This window comes from Anoxybacillus thermarum (genome assembly GCF_000836725.1).
Classification (GTDB): domain Bacteria; phylum Bacillota; class Bacilli; order Bacillales; family Anoxybacillaceae; genus Anoxybacillus; species Anoxybacillus thermarum.
In genome coordinates this window covers 1-18371 of record NZ_JXTH01000002.1, presented here as the reverse complement: position 1 = coordinate 18371, position 18371 = coordinate 1, and the positions used below count along the sequence as shown (strand labels likewise).

Below are 18371 nucleotides of genomic sequence, written 5' to 3'. Positions count from 1 at the left end.
ATTACTTTTGTACATTTCCGACTGAAAGGAGGGGACTTATGTATATATCGTTTTCCGTTCCGCCGTTTCCCGTTTTTATTAAAGGGGGTGAGGCGATGTTTCGAAAAGGAATGAAACATTTTCGGCGCACGTTTTCCGTATTTGATTTTTTATATGTGCAAAAAGGAACGTTATATATGACGGAACAAGAAGAAACGTTCGTTGTCGGTGAAGGAGAATACGTTATTTTATGTCCGGGCTTTGAACATTACGGGCATGAGCCGTGCGATGAAGATACGCATTTTATTTGGATTCATTTTTCAGTGCCGCAATACGATCGCGTCGAAAAACAGCCGTATGGATGGGGCGATATTATTGAGAGAGAGGCTACATATGTCGATTATGCGCAATATCGTTTGTGTATCCCGCAACATGGAAAGTTGAAACAAGCGGGGATGGAGTCGATGCTTCAACACATTGTCCTCGAGCAACAAACGCCGGATCATTCGTTAACGCAACAGTTGTTATTTGCTCAATGGATCGTTCAGTTGCAAAAACAAATGCTTCATATTCCGTCAGCTGCCGAGCATGTATGTGCCGCGGCGATGGAGTATATTCATCGTCATTACGAAGAGCCATTTGACATGGGGCATCTCGCACATGCGCTTCGCCTTCATCCAGACTACATTTCTCGCTGCATGCAAAAAACGATCGGCATGAGTGCGTTGCAATATGTAAACGATTATCGGCTAAAGATGGCGAAGAAAAAATTAGCCGCGACGAATGAAACGGTCGCGGCGATCGCAAAACAAGTCGGATTTGAAGATGGCGCGTATTTTTCGCGCGTATTTAAAAAAATGGAAGGGATGACACCAAGCGAATATCGTCGCTTTATTCAGCGGACGTAGCTTGTACGAGCAGCACTCGAAAACCATACGGCTCGATTGTCATCGTTTGCTCAGTCATTTGCTCGTTCGTCCAAAGGTTTGTGACCGTTTTGTCGGCAAGTGAAAACGGAACGGTCCATTCCAGCGCTGTTTCCCCATTGTTTAATACGCAAACAATTGTTTCGTCGTCATATGTTTTCACGTAAGCGATATGATTCGTTTCATCATTTGTTTCTAACACATGAAACTCTCCGAAGCGCAAGGCACGATATTGTTTGCGCAATGAAATGAGCGTTTGCACGTGCGCAAATAAATCGCGGTCTTGCTTTTCCTTTTCCCATACCATACATTTCCGGCAAAGCGGATCTTTTCCGCCAGTTAGACCGATTTCGTCTCCGTAATATATGCATGGCGATCCGCTGAAAGAAAGTTGGAACGTAAACATAAGTTTCACTTTTTCTTTTTGTTCGCCACATTCCGTGAGAATACGCGGCGTGTCGTGGCTGCCGAGCAAATTAAAGGCGACTTCGTTGACATTTTGCGGATAGTTATGCCATACGTGAATGATCGTGTTCGCAAATTCGCTCGCGCGCACATGTCCTTTAGCGAAATAGTTCAGCGCCCCGTTTGTAAACGGATAGTTCATGACGGCATCAAATTGGTCTCCTCGTAACCACGGCATCGCATCGTGCCAAATTTCACCGAGAATGTACACGTCCGGTTTGATCGCTTTTACCGCTTGGCGAAACTCGCGCCAAAATTGATGATCGACTTCATTCGCCACATCTAACCGCCATCCGTCAATGTCAAATTCGCGAATCCAATATGTTGCAACATCCAGTAAATATTGTTTCACTTCCGGGTTTTCTGTATTTAATTTCGGCATTTCTGGCACGAACGCAAACGTATCGTAGTTTGGGATCGGTTCTGCTTGTAGCGGAAACTCACGAATATGAAACCAATCTTTATATCGTGACTTCTCACCGTTTTTTAATACGTCTTGAAACGGAGCGAAATAGTACCCGCTATGGTTAAATACCGCATCGAGCATGACGCGAATGCCTTTTTTATGGCACTCTTCGACGAGCCGTTTAAACGTTTGTTTATCGCCAAATTGCGGGTCGATTTCGAAATAGTCGATCGTATCGTACTTATGGTTTGATGGGGCTTTAAAAATCGGCGTAAAATAAATGCCGTTAATCCCGAGTTCAACGAGATAATCTAAATGGTCGATGATGCCTTCAAAATCGCCGCCAAAAAAGCTTGTAGTCGTTGGTTCAACGCTTCCCCAAGGGAGCGTGTTTGGTGGATTTAATTTCGGATTGCCGTTGGCGAACCGTTCAGGGAAAATTTGATACCATACTGTATCCTTCACCCAGCTAGGTGCGTCAAAAACGTCTATGCGGTTTAAAAATGGAAAACAAAAATAGTATGCTGTATCGTCTGTTGGAGCTTTATCATAGAAGCCTTTTTCCGTATAGACGAGCACGTTTTCTTCATCGTGCAATTCAAATCCGTAGCGCAAGCGGCGATACGGTGGTTGCACGGCGATAAACCAGTAGTCAAAGAGCCGATCTGTTCCACTTTTTTGCATCGGCTGTTTAAAAAATAACCATTCGTTTTTTTCTTCATCCCAAACGTATGGATCGCCAAACAATAAATATACGGCATCGACATCATCTTTTTTTGTTCGTAAACGAATATGTAGCGTTCGCTCGTCGTATGCATAAGCAAACGCATCTTTTGGACGATGGTAAATCGCTTCTTTCAACATATTTCACTCTCTCCTCTCTATTTCACGCGCAATCGATTGCGCTTTTCATCACATATTGATGTACTATTGACGCGATCGTTTAAGGAAGCGCATACAATACTTATGTCAAGCGTAAAATGAAAGACAGTAAAAAGTCAACATTCATTCAAAAAAAGATGAAAAAAATAGTTGTCAAAACGAAAAATGATTGTATAATGAAGATAAAGGTTGTGCAATCGTTTTCGCAAAAAATGAAAGCGTTTGTACATATTGCTTAAAACACAGGAGGGGTCGAAATGAAAAAGACGGTATCCATTTTTTCATCGCTTGCGTTGCTGGCAGGTGTGATGGCAGGTTGTGGTCCACAAGATGAGGCGAAACCAGCGGAAAATGAAAACGAAGGCAAAACAGAAGTATCCGAAGACGGCATGCCGCCGAAACCAGAAAAGCTTGTCGTATGGGAAGACGTGAAGCGTGGCGTGGCGTTAGAACCAGCGATTAAAGCTTTCGAAGAAAAGTACGGCATTAAAGTGGAGTACAAAGAAGTTGAAATGGCGACAAAACAACGCGACCAACTTCGTTTAGACGGTCCTGCAGGCACAGGTCCTGACGTCATCACTGTTCCACATGACCAAATCGGTCAGCTTGTGACGGAAGGATTAATTCGTGAAATTAATGTTGATCAATCTGTATTAGATACGTTTACGGAATCTTCAATTGCGGCGCAAATGTATGATGGAAAGTTATACGGACTTCCAAAAGCAGTAGAAACTCCTGTATTCATTTATAACAAAAAATTAATGGACAAAGCGCCTGAAACGATGGACGAATTGTATCAGTTCTCAAAAGAGTTCACAAAAGGCGATCAATACGGTTTCTTAGCGCTTTGGGATAACTTCTATTTCGCACATGGCGTTATCGCGGGTATGGGCGGTTACGTATTTAAAAACAATAACGGTGCGTTAGATCGCAACGATATTGGCCTAAATAATGAAGGGGCAGTAAAAGGAACAGAGTATATCCAAAAATGGTATAAAGAGTTGTTCCCGAAAGGTATTATCGGTGAAAACGGCGGTTCAGCGATGGACGGTTTATTTAACGAAGGAAAAGCAGCGTCTGTCATGAACGGTCCGTGGGCGTTCCAAGGTATGCGTGATGCAGGCATCGATATCGGTGTAGCGCCAATGCCAAAATTGCCAAATGGGGAGCCTGTAAAAACGTTTATGGGTGTAAAAGGTTGGCACGTATCTGCCTTCTCGAAACATCCTGAATGGGCAACAAAACTTATTGAATTTATCACAAATGAAGAAAATGCGAAAAAACGCTTTGAGTTAACGCGTGAAATTCCGCCGGTGAAGTCGCTCATTAACGATCCGTTAATCGCAGAAGATGAAGGAGCAAAAGCTGTTGCGATCCAATCTCAATATGCGATTCCGATGCCAAACATTCCTGAAATGGCAGAAGTATGGGGACCAATGGCGACAGCGCTTCAACTTGTCGCAAACCAAAAAGCAGAGCCAAAACAAGCGCTTGATGAAGCTGTAAAAACAATTAAAACGAACATTGAAACGAACCATCCAAGCAAGTAAGTAACGAGCGGTACCTCTCTTGTAGAGGTACTGCTTCAACTTTCTTTTTTTTGTTTACTTATTCACATTCAAGTGCGCTCCTCGCCATCGTTTTAGAAAGGAGACAAAATCAATGGAAACACCAATGTACCAATCAAATCATCGGAAAATTGCCCTCGGTTTATCGCTTATTCCGGGATTTGGACAACTATATAATCGTCAATACGTTAAAGGCATTTCGTTTTTCATTTTAGCTGCTTCGTTTTTGATCGTTTTTAAAGATTTATTAAATATGGGATGGTGGGGCATCTTTACGCTCGGTGAAGTCGTCGGACGTGACCATTCCATTTTCTTGCTTGTCGAAGGGATTTTAGCCGTTATTATTTCCGTGTTTGGGCTTGGTTTTTATGCGTTTAACTTGCGCGACGCTTATAAAAATGGGCAAAAGCGTGATTTAGGGTTGAAAATTAGCTCGTTGCGCGAGCAATATCGTGCGCTCGTTGACAACGGCTTTCCATATTTAATGATTTCGCCAGGTTTCATTTTGCTCGTATTCGTTGTCATTTTCCCGATTATTTTCGTCGTCTTATTGGCGTTTACAAACTATGACTTATATCATTCCCCGCCAGCTAAACTTGTTGACTGGGTAGGGTTTCAAAACTTCATTGATTTAGTAAAGCTCGATCTTTGGCGAAAAACGTTCGTTAACGTCCTTGCCTGGACGATCGTTTGGACGTTTGGGGCAACAACGTTACAAATTGCGCTCGGTATTTTCTTAGCGATTATCGTAAACCAAAAAGATTTAAAAGGAAAAGCGATCATTCGGACGATTTTCATTTTACCTTGGGCTGTTCCTGCGTTCGTGACAATTCTCGTCTTTTCAGGCATGTTTAACGAATCGTTTGGGGTCATTAATAAAACGATTTTAGCATCGTTAGGCATCGGACCGATCGAGTGGATGACGGATCCGTTTTGGACGAAAGTTGCGCTCATTTTGATTCAAACGTGGCTCGGTTTCCCGTTCGTCTTTGCGATGACAACAGGGGTATTACAAGCCATTCCGAACGAATTGTACGAGGCGGCAACAGTCGATGGCGCTTCAAGTTGGCAAAAGTTCACAAAAATTACACTTCCGCTCGTGTTGTATGCGACAGCGCCAATTTTAATTACACAATATACGTTTAACTTCAACAACTTTAACATCATTTACTTATTTAATGGTGGCGGACCTGCGGTATCCGGGCAAAATGCTGGTGCGACTGACATTTTAATTTCATGGATTTATCGTTTAACGATGACATCTGCGCAATATTCGAAAGCAGCGGCCATTACGTTATTGCTTTCGCTCGTTGTCGTATCCGTTGCATTATGGCAATTTAGAAGAACAAAATCATTTAAAGAAGAGGATATGATGTAATATGGATATGAAAAGACAAAAACTCATTCGGCTGACGTTGTCGTATGCAGTCATTTTGGTGATGACGATCATTATCGTCTATCCGCTTCTTTGGGTCGTTGGCTCGTCGTTTAACCCGGGGCAAAGTTTGTCCGGCTCGAAAATGATTCCAGACAACGCTACGCTTGCCCATTACAAAAAGTTGTTTGATACGTCTCAAAGCGACTATTTGACTTGGTATTGGAACTCGTTAAAAATTTCAACGTTGACGATGATTTTTTCGGTTATTTTAGTTAGTTTAACGGCGTATTCGTTTTCGCGTTACCGATTTATTGGACGCCAAAATGGATTGCTGACGTTTTTAATTTTGCAAATGATTCCAAACTTTGCCGCGCTCATTGCCATTTTCATTTTAGCGCTTTTAACGGGATTAGTTGATACGCATTTAGGGTTAATTCTCGTGTACGTCGGTGGTGCCATTCCGATGAATACGTGGCTGATGAAAGGGTATTTAGATACGATTCCGAAAGAGCTTGATGAGTCGGCGAAAATTGACGGGGCAGGGCACTTGCGCATTTTCTTCCAAATCGTTTTACCGCTTGCGAAGCCAATTATTGCGGTCGTGGCGCTCTTTACGTTTATTGCACCGTTTGGCGATTTCATTTTAGCAAGCGTTTTGCTGCGCAGCAAAGAAAAATATACGCTAGCGGTCGGATTGTACGATTTAGTGGCGAAGCAGTTTGGTAGCGAATTTACGACGTTTGCGGCAGGTTCGGTATTAATTGCTGTGCCGATCGCTATTCTCTTCCTTTCATTCCAAAAGTATTTCGTCTCTGGCTTAACGGCAGGTGGAACAAAAGGATGAGAAACGAAAGGAAAGAATCGTTTTGGTTCTTTCCTTTCTTACTATTTAGAGATATATTAACATAAGAAGCTTTGGAATGAATGGGGAGTGAAGTGAAATGAAACGTGTATTTCGTGCGCTACTTGCTTTTATTTTGTTGTTGTCTGTGACGACGCCAGCGAGTGCGAAAACGGAGCGAACGTGGCAAGATGAACGTATTTATTTTATTATGGTTGACCGTTTTAATAACGGGAATCCGAAAAATGACTATGACGTCGATGTGCATGATCCGAAAGCATACCATGGCGGCGATTTACAAGGAATTATTGACAAGCTCGACTACATAAAAGGAATGGGTTTTACAGCCATTTGGCTTACGCCGATTTTTGCGAACGAAAAAGGCGGGTATCATGGCTATTGGATTGAAGACTTTTATAAAGTAGAAGAGCATTTTGGGACGCTTGATGACTTCAAACGGCTTGTGAAAGAGGCGCATAAGCGCGATATGAAAGTCATTTTAGATTTCGTCGTCAACCATACAGGTTACAATCATCCGTGGTTGAATGATCCTGCGAAAAAAGATTGGTTTCATGAGAAAAAAGACATTTTTAATTGGGCGAATCAACAAGAAGTAGAAAACGGTTGGTTGTTTGGTCTCCCAGATTTAGCGCAAGAAAATCCGGAAGTGAAAGCGTATTTATTCGATGTCGCGAAATGGTGGATTCAAGAAACAGACGTTGATGGATATCGTTTAGATACGGTGAAGCATGTACCAAAATCGTTTTGGGACGAGTTTTCAAAAGAAGTGAGATCGGTGAAACAAGACTTTTTCCTTCTTGGAGAAGTATGGCATGACGATCCGCGCTATGTCGCGGAGTATGGGAAGCACGGTATCGATGCGCTAATTGATTTTCCGTTTTACAAAGAAGCGTCAACTATTTTTTCAAACGTCGATCAATCGCTCGAACCACTTTACAACGTATGGAAGCGAAACGTGGCGTTTTATGACCGACCGTATTTGCTCGGAACGTTTTTAGATAATCATGATACCGTTCGGTTTACGCGTTTAGCGTTGCAAAATCGCATCAATCCGGTGACGCGTTTAAAGCTCGGATTGACGTATTTGTTTGCAGCGCCGGGCATTCCAATTATGTACTATGGAACAGAAATTGCGCTTGACGGCGGGGAAGATCCAGATAACCGTCGTTTAATGAATTTCCGCACCGATAAAGAGTTAATTGACTATGTGACAAAGCTTGGGGAATTGCGCGAAAAACTTCCGGCGCTCCGTCGCGGTGATTTTGAATTGCTTTATGAAAAAGACGGCATGGCTCTGTTTAAACGGACGTATGAAAAGGAAACGACGGTCATTGCGATTAACAATACATCAAAAACGCAAAAAGTGACGCTCGACGATGAGCTAGAACAAGGAAAAGAATTGCGCGGGTTGCTGGCGGGAGATTTAGTGCGCAGCAAAGACGGCAAGTACGACATTATTTTAGATCGCGAAACGGCGGAAATTTACGTGCTTGCGCCAAAAACGGGATTAAACATTCCGTTTATTGCGGCGCTTCTGGCGGTATATACGGCATTTGGTCTGTTTTTATACTTCGCGCGCAAACGAAAAGCATAATGATGATGGGGGAGAGAGCATGTTAGAGGATACAAGTTTTGCGATTCGGCCGGTTCATCAGACAGATGAAGCGGAAAGATGGCAACCGATTGGACATGTACAAAAAATTGAAGGAAAAAAGCAAATATTTGCATTTACGTGCGAGCGGGCAGCGGGTAAAATACATTTTTATCGTGATGATATCGTTCGAGTGACGATCGATCCGTTCGATCAAAAGTATGTCTCCGTCAGTCCTGCGGTTGTCGCAACGCCAGAAAAAGTGGACGTGCACGTTCGCGAAGAAGAAAACGGTTGGACACTACAGACGAAACAGCTGACGGTCATCATCGAACGAAGTCCGTTTCGTTTAGCGATATACGATCAGGAAGGGACGCTTCTTGTTCGCGACGTACAACCTGTATGTTTTGAGGCGAAAGGACGCATGCGTTGTACACATGCGCTCGCTCCGACAGATGTCGTATACGGTCTAGGGGAGAAAACGGGTGTATTAAATAAGCGCGGGGCAGTATGGACGATGTGGAATACAGACGTGTATGCGCCACACAATTTAGAAACAGATCCGCTATATCAGTCACATCCGTACATGATGGTGTTAAAAAACGGACATGCGCACGGCATCTTTTTCGACCATACGTATAAAACGACGTTTGATTTACGTCATGAATCGTTTTATACGTTTACATCAGATGGGGGAGCGCTCGATTATTATGTGTTTGCTGGACCGCATCCGAAAGATGTGTTAACGCAATATACGCACCTCATTGGTCGCATGCCGCTGCCGCCGAAATGGGCGCTTGGGTATCACCAATCGCGTTATAGTTATGAAACAGAACAAGAAGTGCGCGAATTAATTCATACGTTTCGCGCGAAACAAATTCCGCTTGATGCGGTATATCTAGATATTCATTATATGGATGAGTATCGTGTATTTACATTTGATCAAAAACGATTTCCACATGCGCAATCGCTCGTTCAATATGCAAAAGAACAAGGGGTTCATATCGTTCCGATTGTCGATCCGGGCGTGAAAGTCGATGCGGAATACGAGACGTATCGCGATGGGGTGCAAAAAGATTATTTTTGTAAATATGCAGATGGAACGTTATACAAAGGAGACGTTTGGCCGGGGACGAGCGTGTTCCCAGACTTTTTAAAGAAAAAAGTGCGAAAGTGGTGGGGCGAACAACACGCGTTTTATACAAACATCGGCATAGAAGGAATTTGGAACGATATGAATGAGCCGTCTGTGTTTAACGAGACGAAAACGATCGATGAACAAGTTGTTCATGATGGCTGGAAAACGCATCGCCAAGTGCATAACGTATATGGCATGATGATGACAGAGGCGACATATCAAGGATTGAAAAAGCAGTTGAAAGGAAAACGTCCGTTCGTATTGACGCGAGCGGGGTTTTCCGGCATTCATCGCTATGCAGCGGTATGGACGGGCGATAACCGCAGTTTTTGGGAACATGTTGAGCTTTCGTTGCCGATGTGTTTAAACTTAAGTGTGTCCGCTGTTGCATTTTGCGGAGCGGATGTCGGTGGCTTTGCGCATGATACGAATGGGGAGTTGCTCGTTCGTTGGACGCAAGTCGGCGCCTTTTTCCCATATTTTCGCAACCATTGTGCGATCGGTTTTGCGCGGCAAGAACCGTGGGCATTTGGGGAAACATACGAACAAATCATTAAACGATATATTGAATTGCGTTATGAATGGCTTCCTCATTTGTATACGTTATGTTTTGAAGCAAATCAAACAGGTGTGCCGATGATGCGTCCGCTCATGATGGAATATCCGAACGATGAAGAAACATGGAACATATCCGATCAGTTTATGGTCGGCGAACAAGTGATGATTGCACCGATCGTTCGTCCATATACGAAACATCGCATCGTTTATTTTCCAGAAGGACGCTGGATCGATTATTGGACGAAAGAGCGATTTGAAGGTGGGAGAAGGTACATCGTTGAAGCACCGCTTGATCGTTTGCCGATATATGTAAGGGAAGGGGCAATGATTGCTCACGCTAAAGCGAAGCCATCGACGTTCATTGAGGATGAACAGTTGACGTTATATGTGTATACAATGAAGGAAGGAACATCGACATATACGCTTTATGATGATGACGGTACGACGTTTGCATATGAAAAAGGCGAATATGTACACATGCATATTCGTGCGACGTTTTTGAATGATACCGTTTATTTCGAAGTAGAAACAGAAGGGGCGTACGAACCAACTTGGCAGTTGCGTGTCGTGTTCGTTGGAGACGTACCGTCAACGGTCGTTGTCAACGGTGAACAACAGGCGATAGAGGAAGCGTCAATTGTTTTGTAAGAGATGGGGGATTTTTATGACAGTAACGATTAAAGATGTAGCGAAGCGAGCGAATGTTGCACCATCGACTGTTTCGCGCGTCATCGCAGATAGCCCGCGCATTAGCGAGAAAACGAAGAAAAAAGTGCGCGAGGCGATGAAAGAGCTTGGCTATCATCCGAATTTTATCGCGCGCAGCTTAGCGAATAAGTCGACGCAAGTCATCGGCTTAATTATGCCAAGTTCAGCGGATAAAGCGTTTCAAAACCCGTTTTTCCCAGAAGTCATTCGCGGCATTAGTAAAGCGGTGCACGATCGTCAATATGCGTTACAGTTATCGACGGGGGAAACGGAAGCGGAAATTTACGATGGCGTCGTGCATATGGTACAGGGAAAGCGTGTCGATGGGGTCATTTTGCTGTATTCGCGGGCGAACGATAAAATTATGGCGTATTTGCAAAAAGAAGACGTGCCGTTTGTCGTCATCGGTAAACCGCATAAAAAAGCGGAGGAAATTACGCACGTCGATAATGATAACGTGCGTGCGGCACGCGAGGCGACAGAATATTTAATCGAGCTCGGCCATGAACGCATCGCTTTTGTCGGCGGAAACGTCAATCTCATCGTGACGATGGATCGTTTGCGCGGATATGAAAAAGCATTGAAATCGGCTAGTCTTTCGTATCGAAAAGATTACATCGTGCATGAAGAATTTTTAAAAGAAGGCGGGCAAGAGGCGATGAAAGAGCTGCTTTCGCTTGCTGAGCCGCCAACTGCGCTCGTTGTCGCCGACGATTTAATGGCGCTTGGCGTGTTAAATACGCTTGCGGAAATGGGGTTAAGCGTGCCAGCCGATTTATCGATCGTCAGCTTTAACAACGTGCTTTTATCCGAGATTTCCCGGCCGCCGTTAACGTCGGTAGACATTAACATTTTCCAACTTGGCTTTGAAGCGGCAAGAAATTTAATACAACAAATCGAAAACCCGAACGAGCCCATTAAGCGAATCATTATTCCGCATACGCTCGTCAAACGATTTTCATGCGATTATTACAAAGCGCCTTCCGAATAGGAAGGTGCTCTTTTTTTATAAAAAGGCTAGGCGAAAAGGAAAAAATGGTGTATCATATTCTTAACATTCACGCTCTTTGAAAAAATATATACGATGAGCAAGTACGGTGCATACGTCCGTATGCTTAAAAGGGAAGAACGGTGCAAAGCCGTCGCGGTACCCGCCACTGTGATGGGGAGTTTCGTTGCAATATGCCACTGATTTTTGGGAAGGCGCAACGAAATGATGAACCTAAGCCAGGAGACCTGCCTGCTTGCGATACGTCGGCTGCCTACGGGAATATAGGTGGACGTGCGGGGACGATGGACGTTATAGTGATGATGTATGCTTGGATAGCGTATGCCTTATTTTTTGAATCTTTCGTTTTTTCTGCACCTCTACCTAGAGGTGCTTTTTTATTTTGAAAAAAAGGGGCGACATATATGGCAACATGGAATTTACAAGGAACGACACATCACGTACTTATTTGCAACGGAGGAAGCTGCATGAGAAAAGGAGGGGAAGAGGTGACGCAAGCGATTCGTGATGAAATTGATCGGCTACAGCTGAATGGGCGCGTTCATACGACGCGTACACGATGCAACGGTCGCTGCGAAGATGCATGTGTCGTCATCGTTTATCCAGAAGGTGTTTGGTATCGTACGATTGATGAACAAATAGGGAGGGACATTGTACGCAATCATGTACGTGACGGGAACATATTGCGCGATTACGTCACGTATACGTATGAACATACAGAATTTGTTATGCCCGAACATAGCGTTGCGACAAGGGGGAAAGAAAAATGAAGCGAAACGCATGGTGGATCGTTTGTACATGCTTGACTGTCTACGTTTTATTTGCGCTTTCACCTTCAGTATATGCGATGCACATTATGGAAGGATTTTTACCTTGGCATTGGGCGCTCGTTTGGTGGTTGTTATTTTTGCCATTTTTCTTCGTCGGTTTACGGACGATGACGCGCATCGTAAAACAACAGCCGGAAATGAAAATGTTGCTTGCGCTAGCGACTGCATTTACATTCGTTCTTTCCGCTTTAAAAATTCCATCTGTCACAGGAAGCAGCTCGCATCCGACAGGGACAGGCCTCGGTGCGCTGTTATTTGGGCCGTTCGTCATGACGGTCATCGGTACGGCTGTGTTAATGTTTCAAGCATTATTGCTTGCGCATGGTGGATTGACAACGCTCGGTGCAAATGCGTTTTCGATGGCGGTTATCGGTCCGTTTGTAGCGTACGTGTCGTTTGTTGCATGCCAAAAGCTTCGCATTTCGATGCGCCTTTCTGTTTTTGTGGCGGCGATGTTTGCCAATTTAGCTACGTATGTGATGACATCGATACAACTTGCGCTAGCATTTCCAGACCCAACAGGCGGGGTATGGGGGGCGTTCTTAAAGTTTGCTTCCATTTTTGCTGTCACTCAAATACCGCTTGCAATCACCGAAGGGCTTTTGACTGTTGTTGTATGGAATTTTTTACATACGTACACGAAACAAGAATTAAATATATTGCAACAGAAAGGGGCGTCTGCTAAATGAACAATCGACTATTGCTTTTCCTTGCCGCATTTTTGATCGTTTTGCCGCTCGTCGTTGTAAAACATACGGAGTTTGCTGGGGCGGATGCGCTTGCGGAGGAGATGATTCAACAACTTGCGCCCAATTATGAACCGTGGTTCGATGTTTTTTTTGAACCGCCCGGCGGGGAAGTAGAAACGTTGCTATTTTCATTGCAGGCGGCAATTGGAGCGGGAGTGATTGGCTACATTATCGGCTTGTATAGAGGGCGAAAACGAAATGGTTAGCTGGCTTGATGAATGGGCGTATCGCAATCGGCTTGCGAAACTTCGGGCGACATTTAAACTGACATTTTCATTTATTTTGCTTATATGGGCGATGATTGGAACGAATGTCGGTCGGCTGCTTACGATCGGATGGATGCTCACTTGGCTCATTGTTTATGCGCGCTTACCGTGGCGTGCTTGCTTACGTGTTTGTTTACTTTTTTCGCTCGTCATTCTTTGGAGTAGCGCACCGCTTCTTCTTTCATTTGATGGTGATGTTGTGGACGTTTCCTATGTAGGTACGATTTGTTTACGAGCGTTTACATGCTCGCTCGTTCTCTTTTTTCTTGCCGCAACAACGCCATTTTTTCGCTTGGCATGCGCACTACAAACATTGCGCATCCCGCGTGTACTAATAGAGCTTCTATTGTTAACGTATCGTTTCATTTTCATGTTGGAAAAGGCAGCAAGGGAGCTGTTTGTTACGGTGCGCGTGAGACAAGGGGAACGAAATTGGCAGATCGCTTCACTTGCTGTTGCACAATTGTTACGCCACACATTGCATCAATATGAGGCGATGGTCATTGCGCAACGAGCGCGCCACGTCTCTTTTACAGTTCCGCGGTGCACGGACGAGCAATTGCCAAAAAGGTATGTCATTGAAGCATCGCTTGGCATCGTTGTTTTACTCATCGTGGAGGGGTTATATGCTGCAGTTTCATGATGTTCACTATACGTATCGAAACGGTGCGCACGTCTTAAAAGGAGTATCGCTTACGATCGAACGTGGAAAAAAATATGCATTGATCGGAAAAAACGGTTGTGGAAAAACAACATGGTTGCTTCATACAAACGGCATTTATCGCCCAACAAAAGGGGAGGTGTATTGGGAAGGAAAACGTGTAAAGGAACATTTACGTCAACATGTCGGAGTCGTTTTTCAAAATCCAGAACATCAATTTTTAGCACCAACGATTGAGGAAGAGCTTGCGCTTAGTTTGCAAGGGAATAGCGAACGGATCGAACAAGCGATAAAAGCATTTTCTCTTGCTGAATGGCGAGACGTGCCCATTCACCATCTCAGTCTCGGACAAAAAAAGTGGTTGTCGCTCGCTGTTGCGATGGCCTCTCAACCGGAGTTGCTTATTGTTGATGAGCCAGCTGCTTATTTAGATGCTGCACAGAGCGAGCGCCTCATCATGAAACTAAATGAGTGGCACGAAGCAGGTACGACGCTCGTTGTCATCACTCATGATTTTGATTTCGTATGGCAATGGGCAGACGAAGTGTTTGTCATGCATGATGGACGCATCGTTTTGCACGGTACACCTGCGTTTATATTTTCACAAGCGGATATTTTTCACCAGCTTCGTTTGCCGCTTCCTCTTCTTTTACGTATATGGATGAAGGAAAACAAGCCGTGTACAGAACAACAACTGTTTGAATGGATCGAACGATGGAAAAAGGGGTGAAAACATGGTGGGAAAATTGTTTGTTGTCGGTTTTGGCCCAGGAAGTGTTGACCATATGACGAAACGGGCGCGTGAAGCGATTGAAGAAAGCGATGTTATCGTTGGTTATAAAACGTATGTCGATTTAATTAAAGACATCATTCGTGGAAAAGAAGTGATTAGCACAGGTATGACGGAAGAAGTGAGTCGAGCACAAGAAGCTGTAAAGCAGGTAGAACGCGGAAAAAACGTCGCTGTCATCTCGAGCGGAGATGCCGGACTGTACGGTATGGCTGGGCTTGTTTACGAGGTGTTAATTGAAAAAGGGTGGCATAAGGAAACAGGGATTAAAGTGGAAGTCATTCCAGGCATTTCAGCCATTCATTCTTGTGCCGCTTTGTTAGGGGCGCCGATTATGCATGATGCATGCACGATTAGTTTAAGCGACCATTTAACACCGTGGCATGTGATCGCAAAAAGAATTGAAGCGGCAGCTGCGGCAGATTTTGTCATTGCGCTATACAATCCGAAAAGCGGCCGCCGCACACAACAAATTGTCGAAGCGCAGCGCATTTTATTGACGTATCGTTCGCCACATACACCAGTTGGGCTTGTAAAAAGCGCGTATCGTGAGCGGCAACATGTCGTGTTAACGAATATAGGCGACATGTTAGAGCACGACATCGGCATGTTAACGACAGTCATTATTGGAAACTCCTCTACGTTCGTTCATGACGGTCTTATGATTACACCGCGTGGCTATGAACGGAAATATAACTTATCTAGTGCCGTCCAGCCGTTAAAACCGCACGAGCGATTGCGTCCAGAAGCAGAGCCGTGGGCGTTGACGCATGTGCGCTCACTAGCGGAAGAGGCGTATGCAAAAGTAAATGTAGAACGATTGGAAGTAGCAGTCAGTTCGGGAATTGCAAAGAAAACGTGGGAGCCTGAGCAAATGGTGCAACTTGCTCGCATCGTTGGCGAGCAAGGAACGATCACGTATACGCCTGATCATTACTTTAAAGTGACGATGGAAACGAATCGGGCAGATGAAGTTGTGCGCGCGCTCGTACAAGTTGGATTGACTGTCGCGCCTGTTGGAGATGTGTTTGTTATGAAAGCTTGTGACTTTTGTGATGGGGAGAAAAAAGATGCGATTCCTTATGCAGAGCAACTATATAAGCAGTTTGGAGGCATGAAGTTGCCAAAGGAATTGCGTGTAGGATTTAACGGGTGCGGCATGGCATGTTATGGAGCCGTTCATGAAGATATTGGGATTGTTTATCGCAAAGGGGCATTTGATTTATTTTTAGGTGGAAAAACGGTAGGGAGAAACGCTCATCCTGGACAGCTTGTTGCTGAAGGCATTCATCCCGATGACCTTGTTAAAACGATTGCTCGGATCATTGCGCAATATAAAGAAGAAGGATATGCAAACGAACGATTTCATAAGTTTTTTGAACGAAAAAAAGAAGTCGGTGGCTTCGTTTACGGACAGACGAAGAACGTCGAGCCAGCGGCATGTGGGGAGTGATACATGTGAAAGCAATTTTGTTTGTTGGGCATGGGAGCCGTGATGAAGAAGGAAACGAGCAAGTACGCCAGTTTGTCCAAACAATTCTTCCGCAAATCGATGCGACGTTTTATGTGCATACATGTTTTTTAGAATTTGGCGTTCCGTCCGTAATAGATGGCATTGTCCATTGTGTAGAACGAGGAGCAACGGAGGTAATTGTCATCCCGATTATTTTGCTTCCAGCTGGACATTCGAAGTTGCACATTCCAGCAGCGATTGATGAGGCAAAAGAACGTTATCCGTACGTCTCATTTACGTACGGACGGCCGCTTGGCATCCACGATGCAACGTTTACAATTTTACAAGATCGTTTAGAAGAAGCAGAGATTGTTTTAGATGAGCATACAGCGGTCATTTTGCTTGGGCGCGGAGGGAGTGATCCAGACGCCAATAGTGATCTATATAAAATTGCTCGTTTGTTTTGGGAGCGAAATAAACAGGTCATTGTTGAACCAGCGTTTATGGGCGTAACAAATCCGTCATTAGATGAGGCAGTCGTAAAATGTGTCAAGCTCGGAGCGAAAAAAATTGTCGTTTTACCTTACTTTTTATTTACAGGTGTGCTCATTAAACGGTTAGAAAAGCGAGTTTTCGAGTTTCAGAGCATATATCCGCACATTTCGTTTGTGCTTACGCATTATTTTGGATTCCATCCTTCACTCCAGACGATTGTACTTGATCGGTTACACGAAGCACTTAGCGACTCAGTGCAAATGAATTGTGATACTTGCCAATATCGGCTTCATGTTGCTGAGCATCACCATCATCACCATCATCATCACGATCATTGAGGTGAAAGACATGATTATGATGTTATCAGGCACAAGCGATGCGAGGCAGTTAGCGTTGGCTGTTCGTGATGCTGGGTATGACATATTTGCCACCGTCGTTACCGAACATGCGGCGGAGCAAATGGCTCATGTCGGAATTCATTCACATATCGGACGATTAACAGCGTCGGAAATGATTACGCTCGTCAACAAATATCAAGTCAAGGCGATCGTTGATGCGAGCCATCCGTTTGCGGAAGAAGCGTCGCGTCAAGCAATGAAAGTAGCAAAAGAAGCCAATGTCCCGTACATTCGTTATGAACGAAAAGAAAGCGTCATTACGTACGATCGCGTCACATTTGTTGATAGTTATGAAGCAGCAGCACAGTATGCAGCAAATAAAAAAGGGGTGGTGATGTTGACGACGGGAAGTAAAACATTGCCAATTTTTGCGCATACGTTGCTCCCGCTTCCTGATGTTCGTTTAATTGCCCGAATGTTGCCGCGAAAAGACAATATGGAATTGTGTGAACAATTGCGCTTTCCACAAGAAAACATTATCGCGATGCAAGGTCCATTTACGAAACAATTGGATATCGCTTTGATGCAACATTTCGGTGTGACGCTTCTTGTGACGAAAGAAAGCGGACGAGTGGGATTTGTCGATGAAAAAATTGCAGCAGCGAAACAACTTGGAATCGAAACGGTCGTCATCCGACGTCCGAAACTTTCTTATCCAGTCGTTTATCATGAATTTTCTGACGTCATTTGTGCGTTAGAAGAAATAAAGAAGAAAGGAGAAAAATAAATGGACTTTCGAACAACGTTTCGTCCGATAACTGTGCAACCAGAACAAATTGAACAAAAAAGTTTTCAAATCATTGATGATGAAATAGGAGAACACTCGTTTACAAACGAACAATATGCGGTTGTTCAGCGCGTCATTCATGCGAGCGCCGATTTTGAATTAGGGAAAAGTTTATTGTTTCATCCACGTGCGATTGAAGCAGGTGTTTCTGCGATTCGCGCAGGAAGAAAAGTCGGAGTCAGTCAAGACTTTGTGGAGAACATTTTTTCGGTTCACTACGGGTGTTGTCAATCACTAGTTAGCGAACCATTTTCAGGAATTGATATCGTAAGCGCTTTTGGACTCTCATCCCTCATCTTGAAGTGATGATATTGTATTCCATTTTTTTACACCCAACCAAAATCCCGAAGCGCCGACAACGCTTGATGGATCGGCGTCCCGGATGACCGCTGCAGACACGGTAGATTCTGACGCACCACATCTGCCCACAACCGTCCTGCCTTCCGTTTGGCCTGTTCAACCCGCTTGGACT

The 18371-nt window shown here is 44.3% G+C and carries 16 protein-coding genes, 2 pseudogenes and 1 riboswitch; of the genes and pseudogenes, 16 read left to right on the top strand and 2 right to left on the bottom strand.

The features are described 5' to 3' along the window. The first annotated feature begins 38 nt into the window (after positions 1-38). Positions 39-887: a helix-turn-helix domain-containing protein gene (locus tag LH47_RS00615; protein ID WP_043963783.1), complete on the top strand. Its 849-nt coding sequence runs from the start codon at positions 39-41 to the stop codon at positions 885-887. Here the strand turns inward: LH47_RS00615 and LH47_RS00610 are convergent. Then, positions 871-2640, bottom strand: coding sequence for an alpha-glycosidase (locus tag LH47_RS00610; protein WP_043963780.1), 1770 nt, complete (start codon positions 2638-2640; stop codon positions 871-873). The two genes, LH47_RS00615 and LH47_RS00610, sit on opposite strands and share 17 nt — an antisense overlap. A gap of 275 nt (positions 2641-2915) precedes the next feature. On the opposite strand from LH47_RS00610, the gene LH47_RS00605 reads away from it, so the two are divergent. The 15 genes and pseudogenes from LH47_RS00605 to LH47_RS00530 all read left to right on the top strand — a co-directional run. Then, positions 2916-4208, top strand: a complete 1293-nt coding sequence (locus LH47_RS00605; protein ID WP_043963778.1) for an extracellular solute-binding protein — start codon at positions 2916-2918, stop codon at positions 4206-4208. 112 nt (positions 4209-4320) lie between these two features. After that, positions 4321-5604, top strand: a complete 1284-nt coding sequence (locus LH47_RS00600; RefSeq protein WP_043963777.1) for a carbohydrate ABC transporter permease — start codon at positions 4321-4323, stop codon at positions 5602-5604. Position 5605: 1 nt separating this feature from the next. After that, the gene (locus tag LH47_RS00595; RefSeq protein WP_043963775.1) at positions 5606-6448 is read left to right on the top strand and encodes a sugar ABC transporter permease; all 843 of its coding nucleotides are present in this window, start codon (positions 5606-5608) and stop codon (positions 6446-6448) included. Between the two features lie 97 nt (positions 6449-6545). After that, positions 6546-8060 carry an alpha-amylase family glycosyl hydrolase gene (locus LH47_RS00590; protein WP_043963774.1) on the top strand — a complete coding sequence of 505 codons (1515 nt, stop codon included), beginning with the start codon at positions 6546-6548 and terminating at the stop codon, positions 8058-8060. Positions 8061-8079: 19 nt separating this feature from the next. Then, a complete protein-coding gene (locus LH47_RS00585; RefSeq protein ID WP_043963771.1) occupies positions 8080-10401 on the top strand; it encodes a glycoside hydrolase family 31 protein in 2322 nt (773 codons plus the stop codon). A gap of 16 nt (positions 10402-10417) precedes the next feature. Beyond that, positions 10418-11452: a LacI family DNA-binding transcriptional regulator gene (locus LH47_RS00580; RefSeq protein ID WP_043963769.1), complete on the top strand. Its 1035-nt coding sequence runs from the start codon at positions 10418-10420 to the stop codon at positions 11450-11452. 86 nt (positions 11453-11538) lie between these two features. Then, positions 11539-11719: riboswitch (cobalamin riboswitch) on the top strand. A gap of 155 nt (positions 11720-11874) precedes the next feature. Further along, complete coding sequence (locus tag LH47_RS00570; RefSeq protein WP_043963765.1) at positions 11875-12240, top strand: (2Fe-2S) ferredoxin domain-containing protein; 366 nt, start codon at positions 11875-11877, stop codon at positions 12238-12240. Further along, positions 12237-12989: an energy-coupling factor ABC transporter permease gene (locus tag LH47_RS00565; RefSeq protein ID WP_043963763.1), complete on the top strand. Its 753-nt coding sequence runs from the start codon at positions 12237-12239 to the stop codon at positions 12987-12989. Before LH47_RS00570 ends, LH47_RS00565 begins: the two co-directional genes overlap by 4 nt. Continuing rightward, a complete protein-coding gene (locus LH47_RS00560; RefSeq protein ID WP_043963760.1) occupies positions 12986-13255 on the top strand; it encodes an energy-coupling factor ABC transporter substrate-binding protein in 270 nt (89 codons plus the stop codon). Before LH47_RS00565 ends, LH47_RS00560 begins: the two co-directional genes overlap by 4 nt. Then, a complete protein-coding gene (locus LH47_RS00555; protein WP_043963759.1) occupies positions 13248-13958 on the top strand; it encodes a CbiQ family ECF transporter T component in 711 nt (236 codons plus the stop codon). Before LH47_RS00560 ends, LH47_RS00555 begins: the two co-directional genes overlap by 8 nt. After that, a complete protein-coding gene (locus LH47_RS00550) occupies positions 13942-14706 on the top strand; it encodes an energy-coupling factor ABC transporter ATP-binding protein (protein WP_043963757.1) in 765 nt (254 codons plus the stop codon). Before LH47_RS00555 ends, LH47_RS00550 begins: the two co-directional genes overlap by 17 nt. Positions 14707-14710: 4 nt before the next feature. Beyond that, positions 14711-16219 (top strand): precorrin-3B C(17)-methyltransferase, encoded by a 1509-nt coding sequence (cobJ, locus tag LH47_RS00545; protein WP_043963755.1) that lies wholly within the window; start codon positions 14711-14713, stop codon positions 16217-16219. Positions 16220-16224: 5 nt separating this feature from the next. Beyond that, a complete protein-coding gene (locus LH47_RS00540; protein ID WP_043963753.1) occupies positions 16225-17052 on the top strand; it encodes a sirohydrochlorin chelatase in 828 nt (275 codons plus the stop codon). Between the two features lie 10 nt (positions 17053-17062). Further along, positions 17063-17839: a precorrin-6A reductase gene (gene cobK / locus LH47_RS00535; RefSeq protein WP_043963751.1), complete on the top strand. Its 777-nt coding sequence runs from the start codon at positions 17063-17065 to the stop codon at positions 17837-17839. Next, positions 17840-18097, top strand: a pseudogene (locus LH47_RS00530) (precorrin-8X methylmutase); the annotation flags it as partial. A gap of 128 nt (positions 18098-18225) precedes the next feature. Here LH47_RS00530 and LH47_RS14955 read toward each other — a convergent pair. Then, positions 18226-18371 (bottom strand): annotated as a pseudogene (locus tag LH47_RS14955) (UPF0236 family protein); the annotation flags it as partial.